The sequence below is a fragment of the Kribbella sp. NPDC051137 genome (assembly GCF_040682535.1).
GTDB classification, from domain to species: domain Bacteria; phylum Actinomycetota; class Actinomycetes; order Propionibacteriales; family Kribbellaceae; genus Kribbella; species Kribbella karoonensis.
In genome coordinates this window covers 1,069,551-1,088,631 of record NZ_JBFBBI010000002.1, presented here as the reverse complement: position 1 = coordinate 1,088,631, position 19,081 = coordinate 1,069,551, and the positions used below count along the sequence as shown (strand labels likewise).

Annotated in this window: 18 protein-coding genes; 6 read left to right on the top strand and 12 right to left on the bottom strand. The window is 69.2% G+C overall.

Features of this window, described 5'->3' with window-relative positions; translation table 11 throughout:
* The 5 genes from AB0M51_RS12755 to AB0M51_RS12735 are packed head-to-tail and all read right to left on the bottom strand — an operon-like array spanning position 1 to position 5,422.
* Positions 1–957, bottom strand: coding sequence for an ABC transporter ATP-binding protein (locus tag AB0M51_RS12755; RefSeq protein ID WP_344187659.1), 957 nt, complete (start codon positions 955–957; stop codon positions 1–3).
* Positions 941–1,927 (bottom strand): ABC transporter ATP-binding protein, encoded by a 987-nt coding sequence (locus AB0M51_RS12750; protein ID WP_344187660.1) that lies wholly within the window; start codon positions 1,925–1,927, stop codon positions 941–943. The genes AB0M51_RS12755 and AB0M51_RS12750 overlap by 17 nt, the downstream gene beginning before the upstream one ends.
* Complete coding sequence (locus AB0M51_RS12745) at positions 1,924–2,811, bottom strand: ABC transporter permease (RefSeq protein WP_344187661.1); 888 nt, start codon at positions 2,809–2,811, stop codon at positions 1,924–1,926. Before AB0M51_RS12745 ends, AB0M51_RS12750 begins: the two co-directional genes overlap by 4 nt.
* A complete protein-coding gene (locus AB0M51_RS12740) occupies positions 2,811–3,815 on the bottom strand; it encodes an ABC transporter permease (protein WP_344187662.1) in 1,005 nt (334 codons plus the stop codon). The genes AB0M51_RS12745 and AB0M51_RS12740 overlap by 1 nt, the downstream gene beginning before the upstream one ends.
* Entirely contained in the window at positions 3,812–5,422 is a 1,611-nt protein-coding gene (locus AB0M51_RS12735; RefSeq protein WP_344187663.1) for an ABC transporter substrate-binding protein, read from the bottom strand. The genes AB0M51_RS12740 and AB0M51_RS12735 overlap by 4 nt, the downstream gene beginning before the upstream one ends.
* 183 nt (positions 5,423–5,605) lie before the next feature.
* Here AB0M51_RS12735 and AB0M51_RS12730 point away from each other — a divergent pair, with 183 nt between their 5' ends.
* A complete protein-coding gene (locus AB0M51_RS12730; RefSeq protein ID WP_344187664.1) occupies positions 5,606–6,598 on the top strand; it encodes a LacI family DNA-binding transcriptional regulator in 993 nt (330 codons plus the stop codon).
* Positions 6,599–6,638: 40 nt separating this feature from the next.
* On the opposite strand, the gene AB0M51_RS12725 is transcribed toward AB0M51_RS12730, so the two are convergent.
* Both AB0M51_RS12725 and AB0M51_RS12720 read right to left on the bottom strand, forming a co-directional pair.
* Positions 6,639–7,895, bottom strand: a complete 1,257-nt coding sequence (locus AB0M51_RS12725; protein ID WP_344187665.1) for a putative glycoside hydrolase — start codon at positions 7,893–7,895, stop codon at positions 6,639–6,641.
* Between the two features lie 11 nt (positions 7,896–7,906).
* Positions 7,907–9,109, bottom strand: a complete 1,203-nt coding sequence (locus AB0M51_RS12720) for a hypothetical protein (RefSeq protein ID WP_344187666.1) — start codon at positions 9,107–9,109, stop codon at positions 7,907–7,909.
* Between the two features lie 92 nt (positions 9,110–9,201).
* Here AB0M51_RS12720 and AB0M51_RS12715 point away from each other — a divergent pair, with 92 nt between their 5' ends.
* Positions 9,202–9,855 (top strand): SGNH/GDSL hydrolase family protein, encoded by a 654-nt coding sequence (locus AB0M51_RS12715; protein WP_344187667.1) that lies wholly within the window; start codon positions 9,202–9,204, stop codon positions 9,853–9,855.
* Between the two features lie 10 nt (positions 9,856–9,865).
* The gene (locus AB0M51_RS12710) at positions 9,866–11,155 is read left to right on the top strand and encodes a Gfo/Idh/MocA family oxidoreductase (RefSeq protein WP_344187668.1); all 1,290 of its coding nucleotides are present in this window, start codon (positions 9,866–9,868) and stop codon (positions 11,153–11,155) included.
* Between the two features lie 91 nt (positions 11,156–11,246).
* On the opposite strand, the gene AB0M51_RS12705 is transcribed toward AB0M51_RS12710, so the two are convergent.
* On the bottom strand, positions 11,247–12,020 hold the full coding sequence (locus tag AB0M51_RS12705) for a glucosamine-6-phosphate deaminase (RefSeq protein WP_344187669.1): 774 nt from the start codon (positions 12,018–12,020) through the stop codon (positions 11,247–11,249).
* 119 nt (positions 12,021–12,139) lie between these two features.
* On the opposite strand from AB0M51_RS12705, the gene AB0M51_RS12700 reads away from it, so the two are divergent.
* Both AB0M51_RS12700 and AB0M51_RS12695 read left to right on the top strand, forming a co-directional pair.
* Positions 12,140–13,276, top strand: a complete 1,137-nt coding sequence (locus AB0M51_RS12700; RefSeq protein WP_344187670.1) for an amidohydrolase family protein — start codon at positions 12,140–12,142, stop codon at positions 13,274–13,276.
* Between the two features lie 93 nt (positions 13,277–13,369).
* On the top strand, positions 13,370–14,641 hold the full coding sequence (locus AB0M51_RS12695; protein WP_344187671.1) for an ABC transporter ATP-binding protein: 1,272 nt from the start codon (positions 13,370–13,372) through the stop codon (positions 14,639–14,641).
* A gap of 14 nt (positions 14,642–14,655) precedes the next feature.
* Here AB0M51_RS12695 and AB0M51_RS12690 read toward each other — a convergent pair whose 3' ends face one another.
* From AB0M51_RS12690 to AB0M51_RS12680, 3 genes are read right to left on the bottom strand one after another with little or no spacing between them, the layout of a single operon-like run.
* The gene (locus AB0M51_RS12690) at positions 14,656–14,994 is read right to left on the bottom strand and encodes a putative quinol monooxygenase (RefSeq protein ID WP_344187672.1); all 339 of its coding nucleotides are present in this window, start codon (positions 14,992–14,994) and stop codon (positions 14,656–14,658) included.
* The gene (locus AB0M51_RS12685; RefSeq protein ID WP_344187673.1) at positions 14,991–15,743 is read right to left on the bottom strand and encodes an MBL fold metallo-hydrolase; all 753 of its coding nucleotides are present in this window, start codon (positions 15,741–15,743) and stop codon (positions 14,991–14,993) included. Before AB0M51_RS12685 ends, AB0M51_RS12690 begins: the two co-directional genes overlap by 4 nt.
* The gene (locus AB0M51_RS12680; RefSeq protein WP_344187674.1) at positions 15,743–16,522 is read right to left on the bottom strand and encodes an alpha/beta hydrolase; all 780 of its coding nucleotides are present in this window, start codon (positions 16,520–16,522) and stop codon (positions 15,743–15,745) included. The genes AB0M51_RS12685 and AB0M51_RS12680 overlap by 1 nt, the downstream gene beginning before the upstream one ends.
* 80 nt (positions 16,523–16,602) lie before the next feature.
* On the opposite strand from AB0M51_RS12680, the gene AB0M51_RS12675 reads away from it, so the two are divergent.
* A complete protein-coding gene (locus AB0M51_RS12675) occupies positions 16,603–17,025 on the top strand; it encodes a MarR family transcriptional regulator (RefSeq protein ID WP_344187675.1) in 423 nt (140 codons plus the stop codon).
* On the opposite strand, the gene AB0M51_RS12670 is transcribed toward AB0M51_RS12675, so the two are convergent.
* Positions 17,026–19,080, bottom strand: a complete 2,055-nt coding sequence (locus AB0M51_RS12670) for a transglycosylase domain-containing protein (protein WP_344187676.1) — start codon at positions 19,078–19,080, stop codon at positions 17,026–17,028.
* Between the last annotated feature and the right edge of the window lies 1 nt (position 19,081).

The following is a 19,081-nucleotide window of genomic DNA, read 5'->3' as shown; positions in this document are numbered from 1 at the left end:
TCACTCGTGCAGCCAGCACCGTGACCAGTGGCCGTCGGGGAACGTGGTGGCCGGGGGTGGCTTCTCGGTGCAGATCGGCATCGTGTGGGGGCAGCGGGCCGCGAACGGGCAGCCCGCGAGTTCCTGCTCCCGGTCGGCCGGCTCCGTAGGACTGTCGACAATCGGCAATCTACCGCGCTCGCCGACGCGGTCCGGGTCCGGCGAGGACTCGAGCAGCAGCTGCGTGTACGGGTGCCGCGGGTGCTGCGTGACCTGCTCCGCTGGGCCGCCCTCGACCATCCGCGCGGCGTAGATCACGTTGATCTCGTCCGCGAAGTACCGGGCACTCGCGATGTCGTGCGTGATGTACAGCATCGCGAGCCCGTCCCGCGCGCACAGGTCCGCGAACAGCCTCAGTACGTCGAGCCGGATCGAGACGTCCAGCATCGACACCGGCTCGTCGCCGATCAGGACGGCCGGGTCCGCGGCCAGCGCGCGGGCGATCGCGACGCGCTGCCGCTGGCCGCCGGACAACTCGTGCGGGTACTTGTCGACGTACTGCTCCCCCGGCGACAGGTTCACCCGTTCGAGCAGCTCGACGATCCGCGCGTCCAGGTCGCCGCGCGCGCCGAAGTTCCGTAGTGGGCGGCCCAGGATGTAGCGGACCTTGTGCAGCTGGTTCAGTGACGCGAACGGGTCCTGCATGATCAGCTGCACCTGGCCGAAGTGCGCCTGCCGGTCCGCGCGCCGCCGGCCGCTGACCTCCTTGCCGGCCAGCCGGATCGTACCCTCGGACGGCTCGTCGCCGAGCGTCAGGATCCGGGCCAGCGTGCTCTTGCCGGACCCGCTCTCCCCGACCAGCGCCACCACCTTGCCCGGCTCCAGCTTCAGCGAAGCCGAGTCCACCGCAGTGAACCATTGACCGTGCCGCCTGCCGTGCAACGCCATCCGCTTGGTGACGTCAATGGCCTCCAGCATGGCCCACCTCCTGACGGTCGAGGAGCAGGCAGGCTGCCTGCGTACGGTCGCGCTCGATCAGCAACGGAAGTGTCTCCTTGCAGTCGTCGACGCGTTGCGGGCAGCGCGGCTCGAACGCGCACCCGGTCGGCAGCCGGCGCAGGTCGGGCGGCGCTCCTCCGATCCCGCGCAGCTCCCGCCGCGGACCGTGCAACGACGGGAACGAGTCCCGCAGCCCTTGGGTATAAGGATGTTTCGGGTCCCGGTAGATGTCCTGCGCATCGGCGATCTCGACCGCGCGACCGGCGTACATCACCATGATCCGGTCGGCGAGCTCGACCAGCAGCGACAGGTCGTGCGTGACGAACAGGACCGAGAACCCGAAGGTCGCCTGCAGCTCCTTCAGGTTGTCGAGGATCTGCCGCTGCATCACCACGTCGACCGCGGTCGTCGGCTCGTCCATCACCACCAGGTCGGGCTCGCAGGCGAGCGACAGCGCGATCGCGGCCCGCTGCCGCATCCCGCCGGACAACTCGTGCGGGTAGCTGCGCACCCGGTCGCGCGGGATGCCGACCAGTTCGAGCAGCTCCCCGGCCCGGTCCCACGCCGCGGCGCGCTTCATCGGCCGGTGCGCACGGATCGCGTCGGCGAACTGCGTACCGACCCGCATCACCGGGTTCAGCGAACTCATCGCGCTCTGGAACACGACGGCCAGCCGTTCCCAGCGAAGTTCCCGGAGCTGACGCGGCGTACAGCCGACCAGCTCGACCGGCCTGCCGTCGGCGGGCCGGTAGGTGACCGTGCCGCCGGCGATCCGCGCGGGCGGACGCTGCAACCGGGTGATCGCGGTCATCAGCGTCGTCTTCCCACTGCCGCTCTCCCCCAGCACGCCGAAGATCTCACCACGTCCGACGTCGAACGAGACCTTGTCGACCGCCCGCAGCTCTTCGCTGTACTCCACCACGAGGTCTCGTACTTCCAGCAACGTCATGCGGTCACGACCTTCCGCTTCGGGCGGCCACGGAGGGTACGGAGGGTACGGAGGGTACGGCGCCGTGGGTCGGACAGCTCGTCGATCCCGAAGTTGACCAGGCCGGCCGCCGTACCGACCAGCGCGATGCCGAGACCCGGCGGCAGGAACCACCACCAGGCGCCGGTCTGCAGCGCGCCCTGCGACTGCGCCCAGTAGAGCATCGTGCCCCAGCTGACCGTGTTCGTGTTGCCGGCGCCGATGAAGTCCAGGCCGGCCTCCGCGGCGATCGACCCGACCACCGCGAACAGGAACGTCGACGCGATCACCGGCGCCAGATGCGGGACGACCTCCAGGAACAGCACCCGCGTCTGTTTGTCGCCGGAGTACTGCGCGGCGGCCACGAAGTCGCGGTTCCGCAGCGACAAGGTCTGCGCCCGCTTGACCCGCGCGCCTCCGGCCCAGCTGGTCAGGCCGATGATCAGCGCGACCGCCGGCCAACCGCCGCGGCCCCTGGTGTAGCTCGCGATCAGCAGCAGCAACGGCAGCCCCGGGATGACCAGGAAGATGTTCACGAATCCGGTCAGCGCGGCGCCCGTCTTGCCCTTGTGATACCCGCTGACGAGTCCGAACAGTACGGCGAGGAACGTCGAGATCGTCCCGCCGACGAGGCCGACGAACACCGAAACGCGGGTCCCGGTGATGAACTGCGCGAACACGTCCACGCCGGACGACGTCGTACCGAGCCAGTGCTCGCCGGAAGGACCCGCCATCGGCGGACCCGCGTGCAGCTTGGTCGGCGACCGGCCGAGCACACCGCTGACGAAGTACGGACCGAGGATCGCGATCAGCAGCATCACGCCGAGGATCGCCAGTCCGACGGTCACCTTGCGGTCGCGGGCCATCACGACACCTCCCGGGTGCGCGGGTCGACCAGTACGTAGAGCGAGTCGACCACGAAGTTCGCCGCCAGCACGGTCAGCGAGATGATCAGGAACAGGCCTTGCATCAGCGGGTAGTCCACGTTCACGATCGCCTGGTTGAGCAGGCTGCCGAGGCCGGGGTAGTTGAACACCATCTCGGTCAGCAGCGAGCCGCCGACCACCATCCCGATCGACACCGCGAAGCCGCTGATGCTCGGCAGTACCGCGTTCCGTGCGGCGTACGAGAACACCACGCGATGCCCGGGCAGGCCCTTCGCCTGCGCGAGCAGGACGTAGTCCTCGTTCACCACCGACGCCATCATGTTGCGCATGTGGATCATCCACCCGCTCACCGAGGTCAGCACGATCGTTGCGGCCGGCAACATCGCGTGCCGGACCGCGCTGCTCAGAAAGTCCGGGCCGAACCCGGGCACGAGTCCGAGGTCGGCGCCGCCGGACAGCGGGAACCAGCCGAGCGTGAACGCGAACACGTAGGCGAGGATCAGCGCCACCCAGAAGTACGGCATCGAGTGCAGGAAGATCGACACCAGGCTGCCGACCGAGTCCAGCGCCCGCCCCGGACGCCAGCCGGCCACGATCCCGAGGCCGGTGCCGAGCACGAAAGCGATCACGGTCGCACTGCCGACCAGCAGCAGCGTCCAGAGGAACCCGGACTTCACCACCGCCGAGACGGTCGCCGGGTAGAACGAGATCGACCGCCCGAAGTCGAGGTGCACGATCCCGTTCAGGTAGCCGAGGTACTCGTGCCACCAGGACTGCCCGCGGGCGCCGCCGAACAGCCGGTGCACCAACTCCTCCTGCTGCTCGGACACCGGCCCGAGTTCGGACATCTTGAACAGGATCGCCGACGCCGGGTCGCCCGGCATCAACCGCGGCAGGACGAAGTTGATCGTGACAGCGGACCAGGCCGCGATCAGGTAGAACCCGATCCGCTGCACGAACGGCGTACCGAGGAACCGGGTCATGCCGGCTTCAACGAGAGGAACATGGTGGCCGCGAACACCCCGCTGATCGCCCCGGGATCCGGCGTCGTGTACGGGTCCTCGGCGCTCGGCCAGCCGGTCCAGTGCTCGGTGTTGTACATGTACGGCGTACCTTTCACCGACACCGGGACCACCGGGAGCTGGGTCAGCATGATCTGCTGCAGCGGCTTCGACGCCTGCAGCTGGGCTTCCGGCGCGGCCTGGGCGAGGGTGCCCAGCGCAGCCTCGGTCGCCGGGTCGTCCCAGCCGACCACGTTGGTCTTCGACTTCTTCGACAGCATCTTGTTGTAGAACGTGTACGGGTTCGTCCCGAAGGTGAACGCGTCACCGTAGATCGCGTCGAAGTCGCGCTTGTCCTCGTCACCGGTGTAGGCGGCCGACGGTACGCCGTTGACCGTGGCGTCGATGCCGACCGCGGCCAGCTGCGACGCGAGCTCCTGCGTGTACGCCATACCGTCCGCGAATGCGCTGACCGTGAGGATCTGGAACTTCAGTTGCTTGCCGTCGGCACCGATCAGCTTGCCGCCCTGCTCCTGGTAGCCGGCCTGCGCGAACTCGGCCAGCGCGGCCGTCTTGTCCGGCTTCACCGGGTCGCGGTCCTTGGCGTCGATCCACTTCGACCAGGTGCCCTGGTACAGCCCGGTCGGGCCGACCGGCTGGTAGACGCCCGGGTTGTACGCGTCGGTGACCGCCTGCCGGTCGATCGACAGCGCGATGCCCTTGCGGACGTGCACGTTGTCGAACGGCTTGCGCTTCAGGTTCAGCATCAGCGGTTTCATGCTCGCGTAGACCGGCCAGAGGTGGTTCTGCGCGGGATTCTTCTGCACGTACTGGTTCTTGACGTCCGGGATCCCGGCGTACGCGAGGTCGACCTCGTGCCGGACCAGCTGCTGGGCGAGCAGGTTGGTGTTGCTCGTGGTCACGTAGGTGATCTGCGGGACCGGGACCTTCTGCTTCCAGTAGTCGTCCCGCGCCGTGAACGTGGCCTGCTGGCCGGTCACCTGGCCGAGCGAGTACGGGCCGCTGCCCATCGGCTTCAGGTTCGTGTCGGTGTCCGGGTCCTTGCCGGTCCACACCTTCTGCGGCACGATCACGGTCCGCCCGAGGTCCTGGATCGCGGCGTACGCCGGTTTGGTGAACGTGAGGTGCACGCCGTCGGCGGTCTTGGTGACCTTGTCGACCGGCAGCGCCAGCAGGTCGTGCTGCTTCAGGTAGCCGAACGTGAAGATCACGTCGTCGGCGGTCAGCGCACTGCCGTCGGACCACTTCGCGCGGTTGTCGAGCGTGAGGTCGATCGCCTTCCCGCCGGGCGCCCACGTGTACTTCGTCGCCAGGCTCGGCATGAACTCGTTCTCGTGCGCGGTGTTGAAGTCGAACAACTGCTCGTAGATCAGCCCGATGGTGCCGCGCAGGGCGTTCACCGAGAACGGGTTGAAGTTCGGCTGCAAGGTCGGCTGCGAGTACGCCGCGACCGTCAGCGGCGGGGTTTTCGCGGCGGCCCCACCCGCGGCGCCTCCGGAACAGGCCGTCACCGAGGACAGCAAGGCCAGACCGGCCACGACCGCTGTCAGTTTCACTCTGGAGCGCACGGGATCTCCCTTCGATCCCCGGCCGGACCGGCCGGGGTGAGATGAGACTGCCAACGTTTGCAGCAAGAGTCAACGGTTTGCAGTCGAAACTCGTCCAAGTGGTTACAATCAGGGTGCAGAGCGGCGGCAATCGTTTGCGCTACGATGCCAAGATCTATCCGTACGCGACTTGGGGAGCTTGCCTTGGCTGTCACGCTGGCGGAGGTGGCCGCGGCCTGCAACGTGTCGACGTCGACCGTGTCACGGGCGCTGACCGATCCAGAGAAGGTCAACGCCGAGACCCGGACCCGGATCGAGCGGGTCGCCCGGCAGCTCGGCTACGCACCGAGCCGGGCCGGCCGCTCGCTGGTGTCCGGACGCACCGACACCGTCGGCCTGGTCGTCCCGGACATCGCGAACCCGTTCTTCCCGCCGATCATCAAGTCCGTCCAGGCGAGAGCCCGCGACAAGCGGTACGCCGTACTGATCGCGGACACGGACGAGCACGTGGCGGACGAGCTCGAGCTCGCCCGCGGGCTCAGCCGCCAGGTGGACGGGCTGATCCTGGCGTCACCGCGGACCGCTCCCGCCGAGCTCACCCGGCTCGCCCAGCAGCTCCCGGTCGTCTTCGTGAACCGCGAGGTCGAAGGCGCCGGCAGTGTCGTCATCGACGAGAACGAGGGAATGCAAGAGGCCGTCGAGCACCTCGTCTCGCTGGGTCATCGCCGGATCACCTACCTCGCCGGTCCGCGCCGCTCGTGGTCCAACCAGCAACGTCGCGACGCCCTGTCCAAGGCGTGCGCCGACAACGACGTGGAGCTCCGCGAGCTCGGCCCCTTCGAGCCCCAGATCCAGGCCGGCATGCGGGCCGCGGATCTGTTGCAGTCCTCGGAGGTCGCCGCCGCCATCGCGTACGACGACCTGATCGCCCTCGGCGTGATGTCCCGCCTCACCGAACGCGGAATGCAGGTCGGCCGCGAGATCAGCGTCATCGGCATCGACGACAGCCCGCTGTCCACCGTCACCCACCCGATGCTGACGTCCATCCACGTCCCGGCCGCCGAACTCGGCTCCGCCGCCGTGGACCTCCTCCTGAACCAGCTCCACGACGACGAAACCCCCACCACCACAGTCAAACTCGAAACCCGCCTGGTGATCCGCGGCTCCACCGGCATCCCCCCGGAAAACCTCCGGTGAGCACGCACCGCTCCCCGGAAGGGAGCGGTGCGTGCTTGGATCAGGAGCGTTTGAGGACGAGGCCGGTGTTGGCGGGGACGGTGATGGTGCCGGTGTAGTGGACGCCATGGAGGTCGGTGTAGGTGCCGGCCGGGAGGTCTACGGTGGACGGCTGGGCCGAGGACGGGTTCACGATCGTGATTCCGTCGCGGTAGAGGCGGGTCCACAGGATCGGGCCGCGACGTACCGGCGGGGTGATCGCGGTGCCGAGGTCGGCCGACATTTCGGGGATCTCGTTGAAGCCGGCGTAGTCCTTGCGGCCGGTGGACTCCAGCATCGCGGGAGACTCGCGATAGAGGAGGTAGTTGGCCACCACCCACTGACGCTGTTCGGGGGTCGACTGGTACCAGTAGTCGGTGGGGAGCTTGTTCATGATCACCGACGGCTTGCAGCGGTGCCGGCGGAGCAGGTCGAACATGATCTGCCACTCGTCGTCGACGACGTTCTCGACGCGGTGCACGGTGAAGCCCTGTTCGTTCAGCCAGATGTCGGAGATGTCGATCATCTGGTCCAGCGCCGCCAGGTACTCCGGCGACTTGTCCTGGAACTCGTCGTGCAGGCTCCCGTTGAACGTCAGGTTGAACGCCACCGACGCCCCGTGCGCGTGCGCGTAGTCGCGGAGGTACCGCAGCCAGTCGAGTACGTCCGCGACCCACGCCGGGTCCTTCGGGTCGGCGCCGAACTGCTGCACCCAGTTCCCGTCCTTGTCGTAGTGCCCGCTGACATGGAAGTCGTTCCGTACGCCGATGTTGTCAACGGCAATCGTCGTGAACCCGGCGGCGAGCGCGGGATCGATCAGGTTCGTCGTGAACCACTGCCGGACCTCGGGATTGCTGATGTCGATCGGCGTGTACACCTGGTTGTTGAACTCCCACGCCGGCGTCGTCCGGTCGGCGGTGTACTCGATCCAGTCGGGGTGGTTCGTCCTGAACCACTCCGGCGTGTACTGCCGCGCCGGCGCGTTCCGGAACGCGGTCACGTACGAACTGGCCAGCACCCCGGCCGGCTGCGCCGCCTTCAACGCGCCCCAGACGAACCCGACCCGTCCCGCATACACGGACGGATCCGGCACCTGCCGGTCGAACACCTGTGCCTGCAGTACGCCGTGATCCCGCGTCACCGGCAGCGGTACGCCGGACGCCGGCGGCGGACAGCTACCGCCTGCGCTGTCGGGTTCGGCCGCTTGCGCGGTCGTTGTGAGCATTCCCAGGCCGACGGCGACGATCACCGCGGCCGAGGACATTCGGCGGAGTCTCATGAAGGGTCCTTTCAGTGAGCCAGCACGCTGCCCGAGTTGGGCGGGAGCGACAGTTGGCCGGAGACCGTGGCGCCGTGCAGATCGGTCCAGGTCCCGGAAGGAAGCGAGACCACCGCGGTCGCGGTGGACGAGGGATTCACCAAGGTGAGGCCACGCTGATAGGAACGCGTGTACGCACCGGACGCGTCGTGCACCGGCGCGGCCGACGGGGCGCCGATGTTCGTGTGCAACTGCGGGCAGTCCACCCACACGTGGTACTCGCCGAGCCCGCAGAGCGTCATCATGCTCTTCTGCTCGCGATACAGCAGATAGTTCGCGACCGCCCAGTCGAGCTGCTCCTGGGTCGCGGTGGCGAGCGTCTCCTCGGTCGTCTGGTTGATCGCGAAGTGCAGCGTCTGTGCCGCGATCTGCCGGGTGAAGTTGTACTTGTCCAGCCAGGCCGTGTCGTTGTAGTTCCCGGGCCGGTGCACGGTGAAGCCCTGCTCGTCGACGTACACGTCGACCAGGCTCACCGCCTCGAGCATGTCGGACAGCACGACGGACCCGTTCCAGGTGATGTTGGCGGCCAGCCCGATCCCGAGCCCGTGCAGCCGGCCGGACAGGTACGACAGCCAGTCCAGTACGGCGCTCGACCAGGCGGTGTCGACCCGCTCCCCGGAGTACTGCTGGATCCAGGTGCTGCCCTGCCAGTGTCCCGCGCTCAGGAACGCGTTGAAGGTGCCGACGTTGTCCAGGGCAATGATCGGGTAGCCGGCGTCGATCTTCGGCTGGACGAACGCGTTCCAGTAGTACGTCCGGACGTCCGGGTTCTGGAAGTCGATCGGCACGTACGTCGTGTTGCCGAACTCCCACGCCGGCGTGGTCCGATCGGCCAGGTACACCACCCACTCCGGGTGGTTCGCCTGGTACCACGCGAGCGTGTGCGTCTTGTCGTAGTCGCGGAAGGCCGGCATGTACGCCGACGGAACCGCGCCGGCCGGTTGCGCGAGGCTGGAGGCTCCCCAGACGAACTGGACGAGCCCGGCGTACACCGAGCGGTCCGGGATCGAGTTGTCGAAGACCTGCCCGCGGCCGATCCCGTCGGCGGGTGGGTTCGGAAGGGTGAGAGCGGACGACGTGGCGCGGGCCGGGGTCGTCGTACCTGCGGCGAGGAAGGCGGTCGCTGCCGTACCGGCCAGCAGACTGCGACGGGTGACAGCGGGAACGTCGTTCATGGCGGACTCCTCTGCGGCGGAGGGGATGCGCTGGACGATACGGACTGCAAACGTTTGTCGCAATAGCAGAGAATGTTGCTATCGTGGTCGCCATGCCAAATCCCACCGGGCTCGTGGCCGCCTTGCGGTCGGACGAACCGATCCGCTGGTCCACGATCGGCGACAGCATCGCCCAGGGCGCGCACTGGACCGGCGCCGAGCGTGACTACGTGCAACTGCTCGAGGAACGCGTCCGCTACGAGCTCACCCGGTACGGCGACTCGTTCGTCCGCTGGGCCGTCTCCGGCGCGACCACCGAGGACACCATCGGCCGCCTCCCGGCCGCGCTCGACCTCGCGCCCGACCTGGTGGTGATCGGTGTCGGCACCAACGACGCGAAGGCCGGACCGGACGGCGTCGCGCGGTTCGCCGAGCGCTACGGCACCTTGCTGACAACGATTCTGGAGACCGGCGCGCTCGTCGTCGCGCAGACGCCCACCGCGGTCCTGCGCACCTGCCGGAACCACCTGGGCGACCACCTCCCGGCGTACGCCGACGCCATCCGCGCCGTCGCCGCGGAGCACGACGTCCTGCTGGTCGACCATTTCGCGCACTGGACCGCGGCCGGCGACGGGTGGGCGCCGGCCGAGTGGATGGCCGACCCGACGCACCCGAGCGGCCGCGGCCACCGGGTGATCGCACGCACGTTGTTCGAGAGTCTTGGCCTGTTCGCCGCCGACAGCGCCTGCTGCCGGCTGCTCGACTGAAGGAGCCCCGATGCCCGCCATCCGCCGGTACGCCGTGTGCGGTCTGTCCGCCCGCGGCCTCGCCAGCTTCGTCCTCCCGATCCTCGGCCTCAGCGACCGAACCGCCGATGGGGGTTTCGGGTACGGCGTCGACGTGGACGACCTCTCGCAGTACGCCGAGGTGGTCGCGATCGTCGACACCGACGCGGACCGGGTCGCCGAGTTCAACGCGTCACTCGAGACGCCGATCCCGTACTTCGCGGACTACGACGAGATGCTGAAGACCGTCGTACCGGACGCGGTGATCGTCACGTCTCCGGACCATACGCACGCCGAGTACATCCTCGGGGCGCTCCGGCACGGCATCGACGTGGTCAGCGAGAAGCCGATGGTCACCACCGCCGCTGCCGCTCGCGAGGTGCTCGCCGCCGAGCGCGCGTCGGGCGGGGGCGTGCAAGTGACGCACAACTTCCGGTACGTCGCCGCGCACCGCGAAGTGAAGCGGCTGATCCAGAGCGGGACGATCGGCCGGGTCACACGCGTGGTGATGGACTACCACGTCGACCTACGGCACGGCGCGAGCTACTTCCTGCGCTGGAACCGTCGCCGCGAGCTGTCCGGCGGGCTGCAGGTGCACAAGTCGTCACACCACTTCGACCTGCTCAACTGGTGGATCGGCGAGGCCCCCGAGGAGATCTTCGGGTACGGCGCACTCAACTACTACGGCCCGTCCAGCCCGCATCGGGCAGCGCGGGCCGAGGATCCGTACTTCCTTGCCCAGCAGGGATCCGGGGTCTTCCCGGCCGACTCCCAGGTACGGGCCGGGCTGTTCGGGCTGCACTACCCGGGGCAGTATCCGGCGGATCGGCCGCTCTACCTCTACGACGCCGAGATCGACGTCGAGGACACCTACAGCGCCGTCGCGCGCTACCCCGGCGGGGCGATGCTGACGTACTCGATCGACTTCTCCAGCACCTGGGAGGGCTTCCGGCTGAGCATCGCCGGTACGCACGGCTCCATCGACCTGCTGCACGGCCGCACGGTGGACGGCGCCCCGCTGCCCGACTCGGACCGGATCCGGGTCGCCGAGCTCTTCGGCCCGACCCGCGTCGTCGAGGTCGCCGCCGAACAGGGCGGCCACGGCGGTGCCGACCCGCGGATGCGCCACGACCTGTTCGCCGGCCCGAGCCCGGAATCCGTCGAACTGGGCCTGCTCGCCACCAGCACGGAAGCGGCGTACGCCGTAGCCATGGGCGACGCCCTGGCCCAGTCCGCCACCACCCACCGCCCCGTCAACCTCCCCGCGCTCCTCACCCCCTGAGCACGCGAACGGATAACCCCTCGCGTCGCCGGTTCTCCCCCCGTGACAAGGCGGGAGAACCGGCAAGCCCGGTGGATATCCGTTCGTGTGGTCAGGCCGGCAGCAGGTCGAGGGAGTCGCCGGCGGAGGCGCCGTCCAGGTAGAGCTTCGCGTGCGGCGTACGGCGGAGGATCGTCGACGGGCAGGTGGCGTCGATCGGCAGGGTCAGCGTGTTGCGGACCGCGGCGGCCTTGCGTTGCTCGGGAGCGACCACCTGTACTTCGCGGGCGCTGAGCAGGGCCGGCACCGTCAGCGAGATCGCGGTCGGAGGCACCGCGGCGATGTCCGGGAAATGTCCCTCGCCGACCTGCTGGCGCAGCGACTCCGCGGTCAGCGTGATCTGCTTGACCCACCGCGGGTCGTCGAAGTCCGCCTGCCCGGGTTCGTTGAACGCGAGGTGCCCGTTCTCGCCGATCCCCATACAGGTCAGGTCGATCGGCGCCGCCCGCAGCAACGCCTCGTACCGCGCGCACTCGGCCTCGACGTCGGCCGCCTCACCGTCGATGTACTCGACCCGGGCCGGGCCGAACGGTTCGGCGATCCGCTCCCGGATCCAGCGCCGGAACGACGCCGGGTGGTTCGCGTCGATACCGACGTACTCGTCCATGTGGAAGACGGTGACCTTCGACCACGGGACGTCGTACCCGGCCAGGGCGGTGACGAACGCGAGCTGCGAGTTGCCGGTGGCGATCACGACCCGGGCGGTGCCGCGCTCGGCGACCGCACGAGTGAGCAGCTCGGCGGTACCGGCGGCGGCCGCGGCGGCCATGTCGGCGGTGGCGGCGAAGACTTCGAGGCGGAGATCCTCGATCTGGGTGACAGGCACTATGCGCTCCTCGGGACGGCAGGATAGGCTACAAACGTTTGCAGCAAAGTAGCAGGTTTTGCCGTCAGTCCCAAGATGTAGTTATCTGGACCGGTACCCCGAGCCCGTGGAGGCGCACTGTGACGAGTGAGGTCCTGGAAGGCCGTACGGCGGACGGCCGCGGCGTGCGGGTGCGGTACTCCCCCGCCGGCATCGAGGAGGTCGCCGACCACCCGTCGGCGCCGGACCTGTTGCTGATCCCCGGCCTGGTCGACGTCCAGCTCAACGGGTACGCCGGCCTGGACGTCAACGACCCGGCCGCCAACGCACTGCCCGCGCTCGTCCGCACGCTGTGGGCGCAGGGCGTGACCACGGTCTGCCCGACGATCATCTCCGCCGACGACGCGACCACCACCACACTCGTGAAGACCGCCGCCGCGGCCCGCGCGAACGACCCGGTCGTGCGGTACGGCGTCCCCGGCCTGCATCTGGAGGGTCCGTACATCTCGTCCGTGGAGGGCGCCCGCGGGGCGCACGACCCGGCCGTGATCCGGGACCCGGACGCGGACGAGTTCGACCGCTGGCAGGCCGCGGCCGACGGGGCGATCGCGATCATGACGATCGCACCGGAACGCACCGGCGCGATCGGGTTCACCCGGCACCTCGCGGCGAACGGCGTACTGCCGTCCGTCGGTCACTCGCTGGCGAGCGCCGAAGACGTGCACGCGTTCGCGGCCGCCGGCGGACGGTTGTCGACGCATCTCGGCAACGGGCTGCCGGCACAGATCGACCGGCACCGGAACCCGATCTGGCCGCAGCTCGCCGAGGACGCCCTGACCGCCGGATTGATTGCTGACGGCCACCATCTCCCCGCCGACACGTTCGTCGCGCTGGTCCGCGCGAAAGGCGCCGGGCGCTGCGTCCTCACCAGCGACGCGGCGGCGCTGGCCGGGTGCGCCCCCGGCGACTACCGGACCGCGGTCGGCGGCGCGGTCACCGTGACCCCCGACGGCGGCCTCCGCCTGACCGGTACGCCGTACCTCGCCGGCAGCGGCGCTTCACTCCTCGACTGCCTCCGCTGGGCCGCGACCCACCTCCCACTGGACGTCGCCGTCACGATGGCCACCGCCACCCCGGCCAACCTCCTCGGCCTCCGTGACCGCGGCCGCCTCGAACCTGGCACCCGGGCCGATCTCCTGCTGTTCGCCCCGGACGCGTCGAACCCGCTCGGCACCCTCGGTACGGTGGTCGTCAACGGCTCAACCATCAACGCCTAGTTGCCACAGGCAACAGTCAAGCATTCAGCAACAACTTGCAGCTAGCTGCAGTAGTTCTTGCCGGTGGCCCTGTCCTTCCCGTATAAGGCGTACATGACGGCGATCCGGCTCGAGGCGGTGTCCAAGGTGTTCGAGGGCGAACACGTGGCCGTCGACGAGCTGTCGCTGGAGATCGGGGACGGCGAGTTCATGGTGCTGCTCGGGCCGTCCGGGTGCGGGAAGACGACGCTGTTGCGGATGATCGCGGGGCTCGAGCGGGTGACCGAGGGCGAGGTGTGGTTCGGGCGGACCAACGGCACCGACATGGCGCCGCGGGACCGGGGTGTGGCGATGGTGTTCCAGACCGGAGCGCTCTACCCGAACCGGACGGTCCAGGAGAACATCATGTTCCCGCTGCAGATCGCCGGGCAGGGCGATGCCGAGGCCGGGACGACCGCGGCCGGGCTGGCGCAGATCCTCAGTATCGAGTCGGTCCTGGACCGGATGCCGCGGACGCTGTCCGGCGGCCAGCGGCAGCGGGTCGCGATCGGGCGGGCGCTGGTCCGGCGGCCGCAGGTGTTCCTGCTCGACGAGCCGCTGTCGAACCTGGACGCGACGATGCGGACCGAGCTCCGGCAGGAGATCGGCGCGATGACCCGCGACCTGAAGGTCACCACGCTGTACGTCACCCACGACCAGGTCGAGGCGCTGACGCTCGCGGACCGGATCGCGGTGATGCGCGACGGGCGGATCGAGGACGTCGGCACACCGACGCAGGTCTACAACGACCCGGCGACCGCGTTCGTGGCCGGCTTCCTCGGGACGCCGCGGATCAACCTGCTGTCCGCGACCGTGAACGTGACCGCGCACCACCGGGTCCGGCTCGAGTTCGGCGGCCAGTCGATCGGCCTGGACCCGACCGACCGCCGCTCGCTGATCCTGCGGCACCACCACGGCGCCCCGGTGATCGTCGGCGCCCGCTCGAACGCGTTCCGCCTGATCGCAGGCGAGGACGCGCCGAATCAGCTGACCGGGACGATCCGCGCGTTCGAGTTCCACGGCCAGCAGTCGATCGCGTTCGTCCAGTGCGGCATCGAGGTCGTCAACCCGGACCGGATCGGCCGCCCGGCGCCCGCGCACGCCATACCCGCCGAGGCCGCCGGCCCGTCCCTCCTCACCCGTCTCCGCGCCCGCCTCGGCCTCGGCACCCCGCCGGAGCCCGAGCCGGAGCCCCACGGCCCGACCCACCGCCGCGCCGACCTCGTCGTCGAACTCCCCGTCGACACCGAACTCCAACGCGGCACCCGCGTCCACCTCGCCGTCGACACCACCCGAATCCACCTCTTCGACCACACCGGCCACCGCGTCGACCGCGTCACCCGCTGAACAAGCGGCGGGGGTCAAGCCAGTTCGACGAGTTGCACCAAGGCCTCGGCGTCGGAGGTGCTGTGCTGGGCGAGTTCGGTGAAGAAGTGCGCCACGTGGTCTGTGGTGAGGTGAGCGCGGAAGGCTTCTGTGTCTGTGTAGATCTCGTACAAGTAGAACGTGCCCGGGTCCGGCACGCTGCGGAACGAGCGGAACTCGCGGCAGCCGGGCTCGCCGCGGACCGCGGTCATGAGGGTGGTGATCGCAGCGGCCAACTGATCCTCGTGGCCGGGGATCGCGCGGACGACGGCGATCATCGGGCGTTCGCCGGTGGGGAGGTCGTCGGCGACGGCAGGCACGAAGTTGCGGTTCATCGGACGGTCACCGGGACACCTGGCAGTACCAGTCGTACGTCGACCTGCGGCGCGAGCCGGGCAACGGCGTCGGCGTAGTGGCGGGGATCCTGGTCCCCCTTGGTGATCATCTGGTCGCCGAGGCGGCCGCTGTGGAACGCGTAGTGCTGGGCGACGGCGACGGTCGGATCGAGTACGGCGGTCAGCTCCGCCGCCTCCTCGGCGTCCATCACGACCTGCTCAAGGTTCATCGGCCGGATGCAGAGGCCGTTCGTCGGCAGGATCGCGAGGTCGATCCGGCCGAACCGCTCGGGGATCGTGTCCAGCTCGGGCACCCGCAGCGAGTCGCCCCCGAAGTACACGGTCCGTCCACCGCTCTGGATCACGAACGTGATCTCGTGCACGCCGTGCTTCCCCGGCGCCGCGGTCACGCGCACATCGCCGACGGCGGTCGCCTCCCACGCCTCGATCGCGCGGACGTCCCGGAAGCCTTTGTTCCGGGCGATCGCCGCCACCGTCCCCGGTCCGACCAGTGGTACGCCGAGATCGAAGCCGCCGTCGACGAGCGCGTCGAGATCGCAGTGGTCGTAATGCTCGTGGCTGACCACCACCGCGTCGATCCGGCCGAGGTCCGCGACCTGGGACGCCACCCGCTCGCCCTGGTAATAGGTGGCCGTCTGGGTGAACCACGGATCGGTGAGGATCCGGCGGTCACCGATCTCGATCAGCTGGCAGGCATGCCCGATCCGCGTCACGGTCAATGTCGTCATCACGCCCCCAGTCCGAGCAGTGCGCCGAGCAGTTCCTCGGGCGTCTCCAGTTGCGGCAGGTGACCGGTCCGCGGCAGCAGCGTGTACGTCGCCGGCGGGATCGCGTCGGCGTACGCCTTGCCGTACTCCGGCCCCGCGATCCGGTCGCTCTCGCCCCAGACCACGTGCACCGGGATGTCGATGCCGCCGAGCCGCTCCGCCAGCGTCGGGTCGGACATCGTCGGCCCGGTGTACCCGATCAGCGCCTGGACGTCCGGGCTCGGGCCGGTCCCGCCCGCGGTCGCCGGCACCGGCGCCTTGCCGGGGTCGTGCCAGGAGAACTTCTGGATCTCGGTCGCCGAGAACCCGCTGACGTCGGTCAACGGCTGCCCCTCGACCTCGATGCCGATCCCGTCCACGATCACCGCACCGCTGACCCGCGGGCTGTGCCGCAACGCGATCTCCGCCGCCAGCCAGCCGCCGAACGAGTTCCCGATCACGGTCACATCGGCGAGGTCGAGCTCCTCGAGCATCGCGACGTACGCCGCGGCGAGGTCCCGCACGTTCGTCAGCCCGGCGCTTCGCGGCGTACCGCCGAAGCCGGGGTGGGTCGGCAGCAGCACCCGCGAATGCGTGCGCTCGGCGAGCAGGTCGGCGAAGCCGGCCATCGTCAGGACGCCGCCACCACCGTGCAGCAACAGGAACGGCCGGGTGCGGTCGCGGTCCTGGACGGTGAGGCCGGCGGCGGTCGTCAGGGTTCGTACGGGCCGGAGACTTCCGGCCGGAATCGGCGTGCTCATCTTTACTCCCTCACAAGGTTGCTTATATCAGGAACCTTAGATCCGGATCTTGATATAAGCAACCTGATACAGTGATCGGCATGAAACACCAGCCCGCGGACGTCGCCCTGGCCGTCAAACGCCTGCAGTACCGTCACCACCGCGCGCTGAGCCGCGCACTCGCCCCGCTCGGGCTCTCGCTCGTGCAGTGGGACACCCTCCGCCACCTGCACCGCAACCCGGACGCCTCCCTGCACGACCTGGCCGTCCTCACGTTCCAGACCGACCAGTCGTTCGGTTCGCTGGCGACCCGGATGGCCGACCGCGACCTGATCGAACGCGTGCCCGGCCCCGGGCGCGCCGTCAAACACCGCCTCACCGCGAAGGGCGAAGAGCTCCGCGCCGAAGGCCAGGAAGCCGTCGACGCCGTACTCGAGAACTCCTTCGACCCCCTCACCGCCGCCCAGCTGGACCAGCTGGGCACCCTCCTCGACAGCGCCCTCGGCCCGGACCCGACGGCGTAGCTACGGTCCGAGGCTGCCGAGGACGCGGGAGGGCGGTCTGGTGAAGTGGTCGTGGGGCAGGCCTTCGAGGGCGCCTTGCATGGCGGCCTCCCAGAGCGGGCCGGCGGTGCCGGACCCGGTGGGGTCGGAGATCGACTGGCCGTCGAGGGTCTGCCCGATCAGGTTCTGGTACGGCGGGGTCGCGTCGGCGACGACCGCGGCGGCGGCCAGGTCCGGGGTATAGCCGGAGAACCAGACGGCCAGGTTCTGGTTGATGGTGCCGGTCTTGCCGGCCAGGTCCCAGCTGCCGAACTTCAGGTGGCCGCCGGTGCCGCCGGGCTGCATGACCGCACTCAGCACCCGGTTGACGCCGTCGGCGACCCACGGTTCGAGGACCTGCTTGCAGGACTGGCTCGGCGTCGACAGGTACTTGCCGTTCTCGTCCCTGATCGAGGTGATCAGCAGCGGTTGGCAGTACACGCCGCGGGCGGCGAACGTCGCGTACGCGTTCGACAGCATCAGCGGGGTCACGTACCCGACGCCGAGCGTCATCGAGACCACCTGGTCGAGCGGGCCTAGGGTCTGCGCGTTGTACATGCCGAGCTTGCCTGCGATCGTCGCGATCGAACACAGCCCGGTCTTGCGGGACAGCTGGAGGAAGTACGTGTTCACGGAGTACCGGGCGGCGTCGACCATGGTGAAGTTGCCGCTCTTCGTCGAGTTCTTCGGCTGGTAGTTCTGGTCCCGCGTCCATCCCTTGCAGGTCCGGTACGGCACCATGCTCAGGTCGATCTGCTTCGGGGAGTCGATCTTGTAGTCGATCGGGATGCCCTGCTGGATCGCCGCCGCGATCGTGAACGCCTTCATCGTCGAACCGTTCTGGAACCCGCCGTACCCGCCCGCGTACGACTTCTCGACGTTGTAGTTGTACGCCGTCTGGTGGCGGCCCTCGCCGTACGGCTTGCTCTGCACCATCGCCTTGACCAGGCCGGTCCCGGGCTGGACGACGGTGATCGCGGCGACAGTGCTGTCGTTCGGTCTGCTCTGCTCGTCGATCGACTTCTGCGCGGCGGCCTGGATCCGCGGGTCGAGCGACGTCCGGATCGTCAGGCCGCCGGTCTTCAGGTACCGGTCGCGCGCCTGCACGGTGTCGCCGAGCGCCCGGTTGGCCAGCAGCTTGGAGGCGACGTACTCGCAGTAGAACGGGTACACCGAGTTGCCGCAGCCGTTCGGCACCAGGTGCATCCGGGAGAGGTCGATGACCGGTGACCGGAGCGCCGAGTTCGCCTCCGCGACCGAGATGCTGCCGAGCTGGAGCATCCGCTGGATCACGGTCGCGCGCCGGTCGGTCGCCGCCGCGGGGTGGTAGACCGGGTCGTAGCCGCTCGGGTTCCGCACCAGCCCGGCCAGCATCGCGGCCTGCGGCACGCTCAGGTTCGCGGCGTTCACGCCGAAGTAGTGCTGGGCGGCCGCCTGGACGCCGTACGCGCCGTCCCCGAAGTTCGCGAGATTCAGGTATCCGTCGAGGATCTGGTCCTTCGACTGTTGCTGCTCGACCGCGATCGCGTACCGCAGCTCGAGCAGCTTCCGCTGGTACGTCGGGGCCGTCGCGGCGCGCTGCTCCGCCGGCGTCCGGGCGTCCTCGAGCAGCGTGAGCTTCACGTACTGCTGGGTGATACTCGAGCCGCCCTCCTGGGTGCCCTCGGCGTGGTTGCGGATCAGGGCCCGCAGAGTGCCCTGCAGGTCGATCGCACCGTGCTGGTAGAACCGCGAGTCCTCGGTGGCGATGATCGCCTGGCGCATCACCGGCGCGATCTTGTCCAGCCCGACCGGGACCCGGTTCTCCTCGTACAGGTTCGCGATCAGGCTGCCGTCCGCGGCCAGGATCCGCGTCCCGACGTCCGCGGGGCGGCTGTTCAACGGTTTCGGCAGGGTGTTCAGCGTGTCCACCACCGCTTTGCTGCCGACGCCGACGAAACCCGCGATCGGCACCGCGAGACCGGCAGCGAGCGCACCGGCGAGCGCACTGACGCCCAGGAAACGCGTCAGCTGCCGGACCCCTTGCCCCGTGCCCACT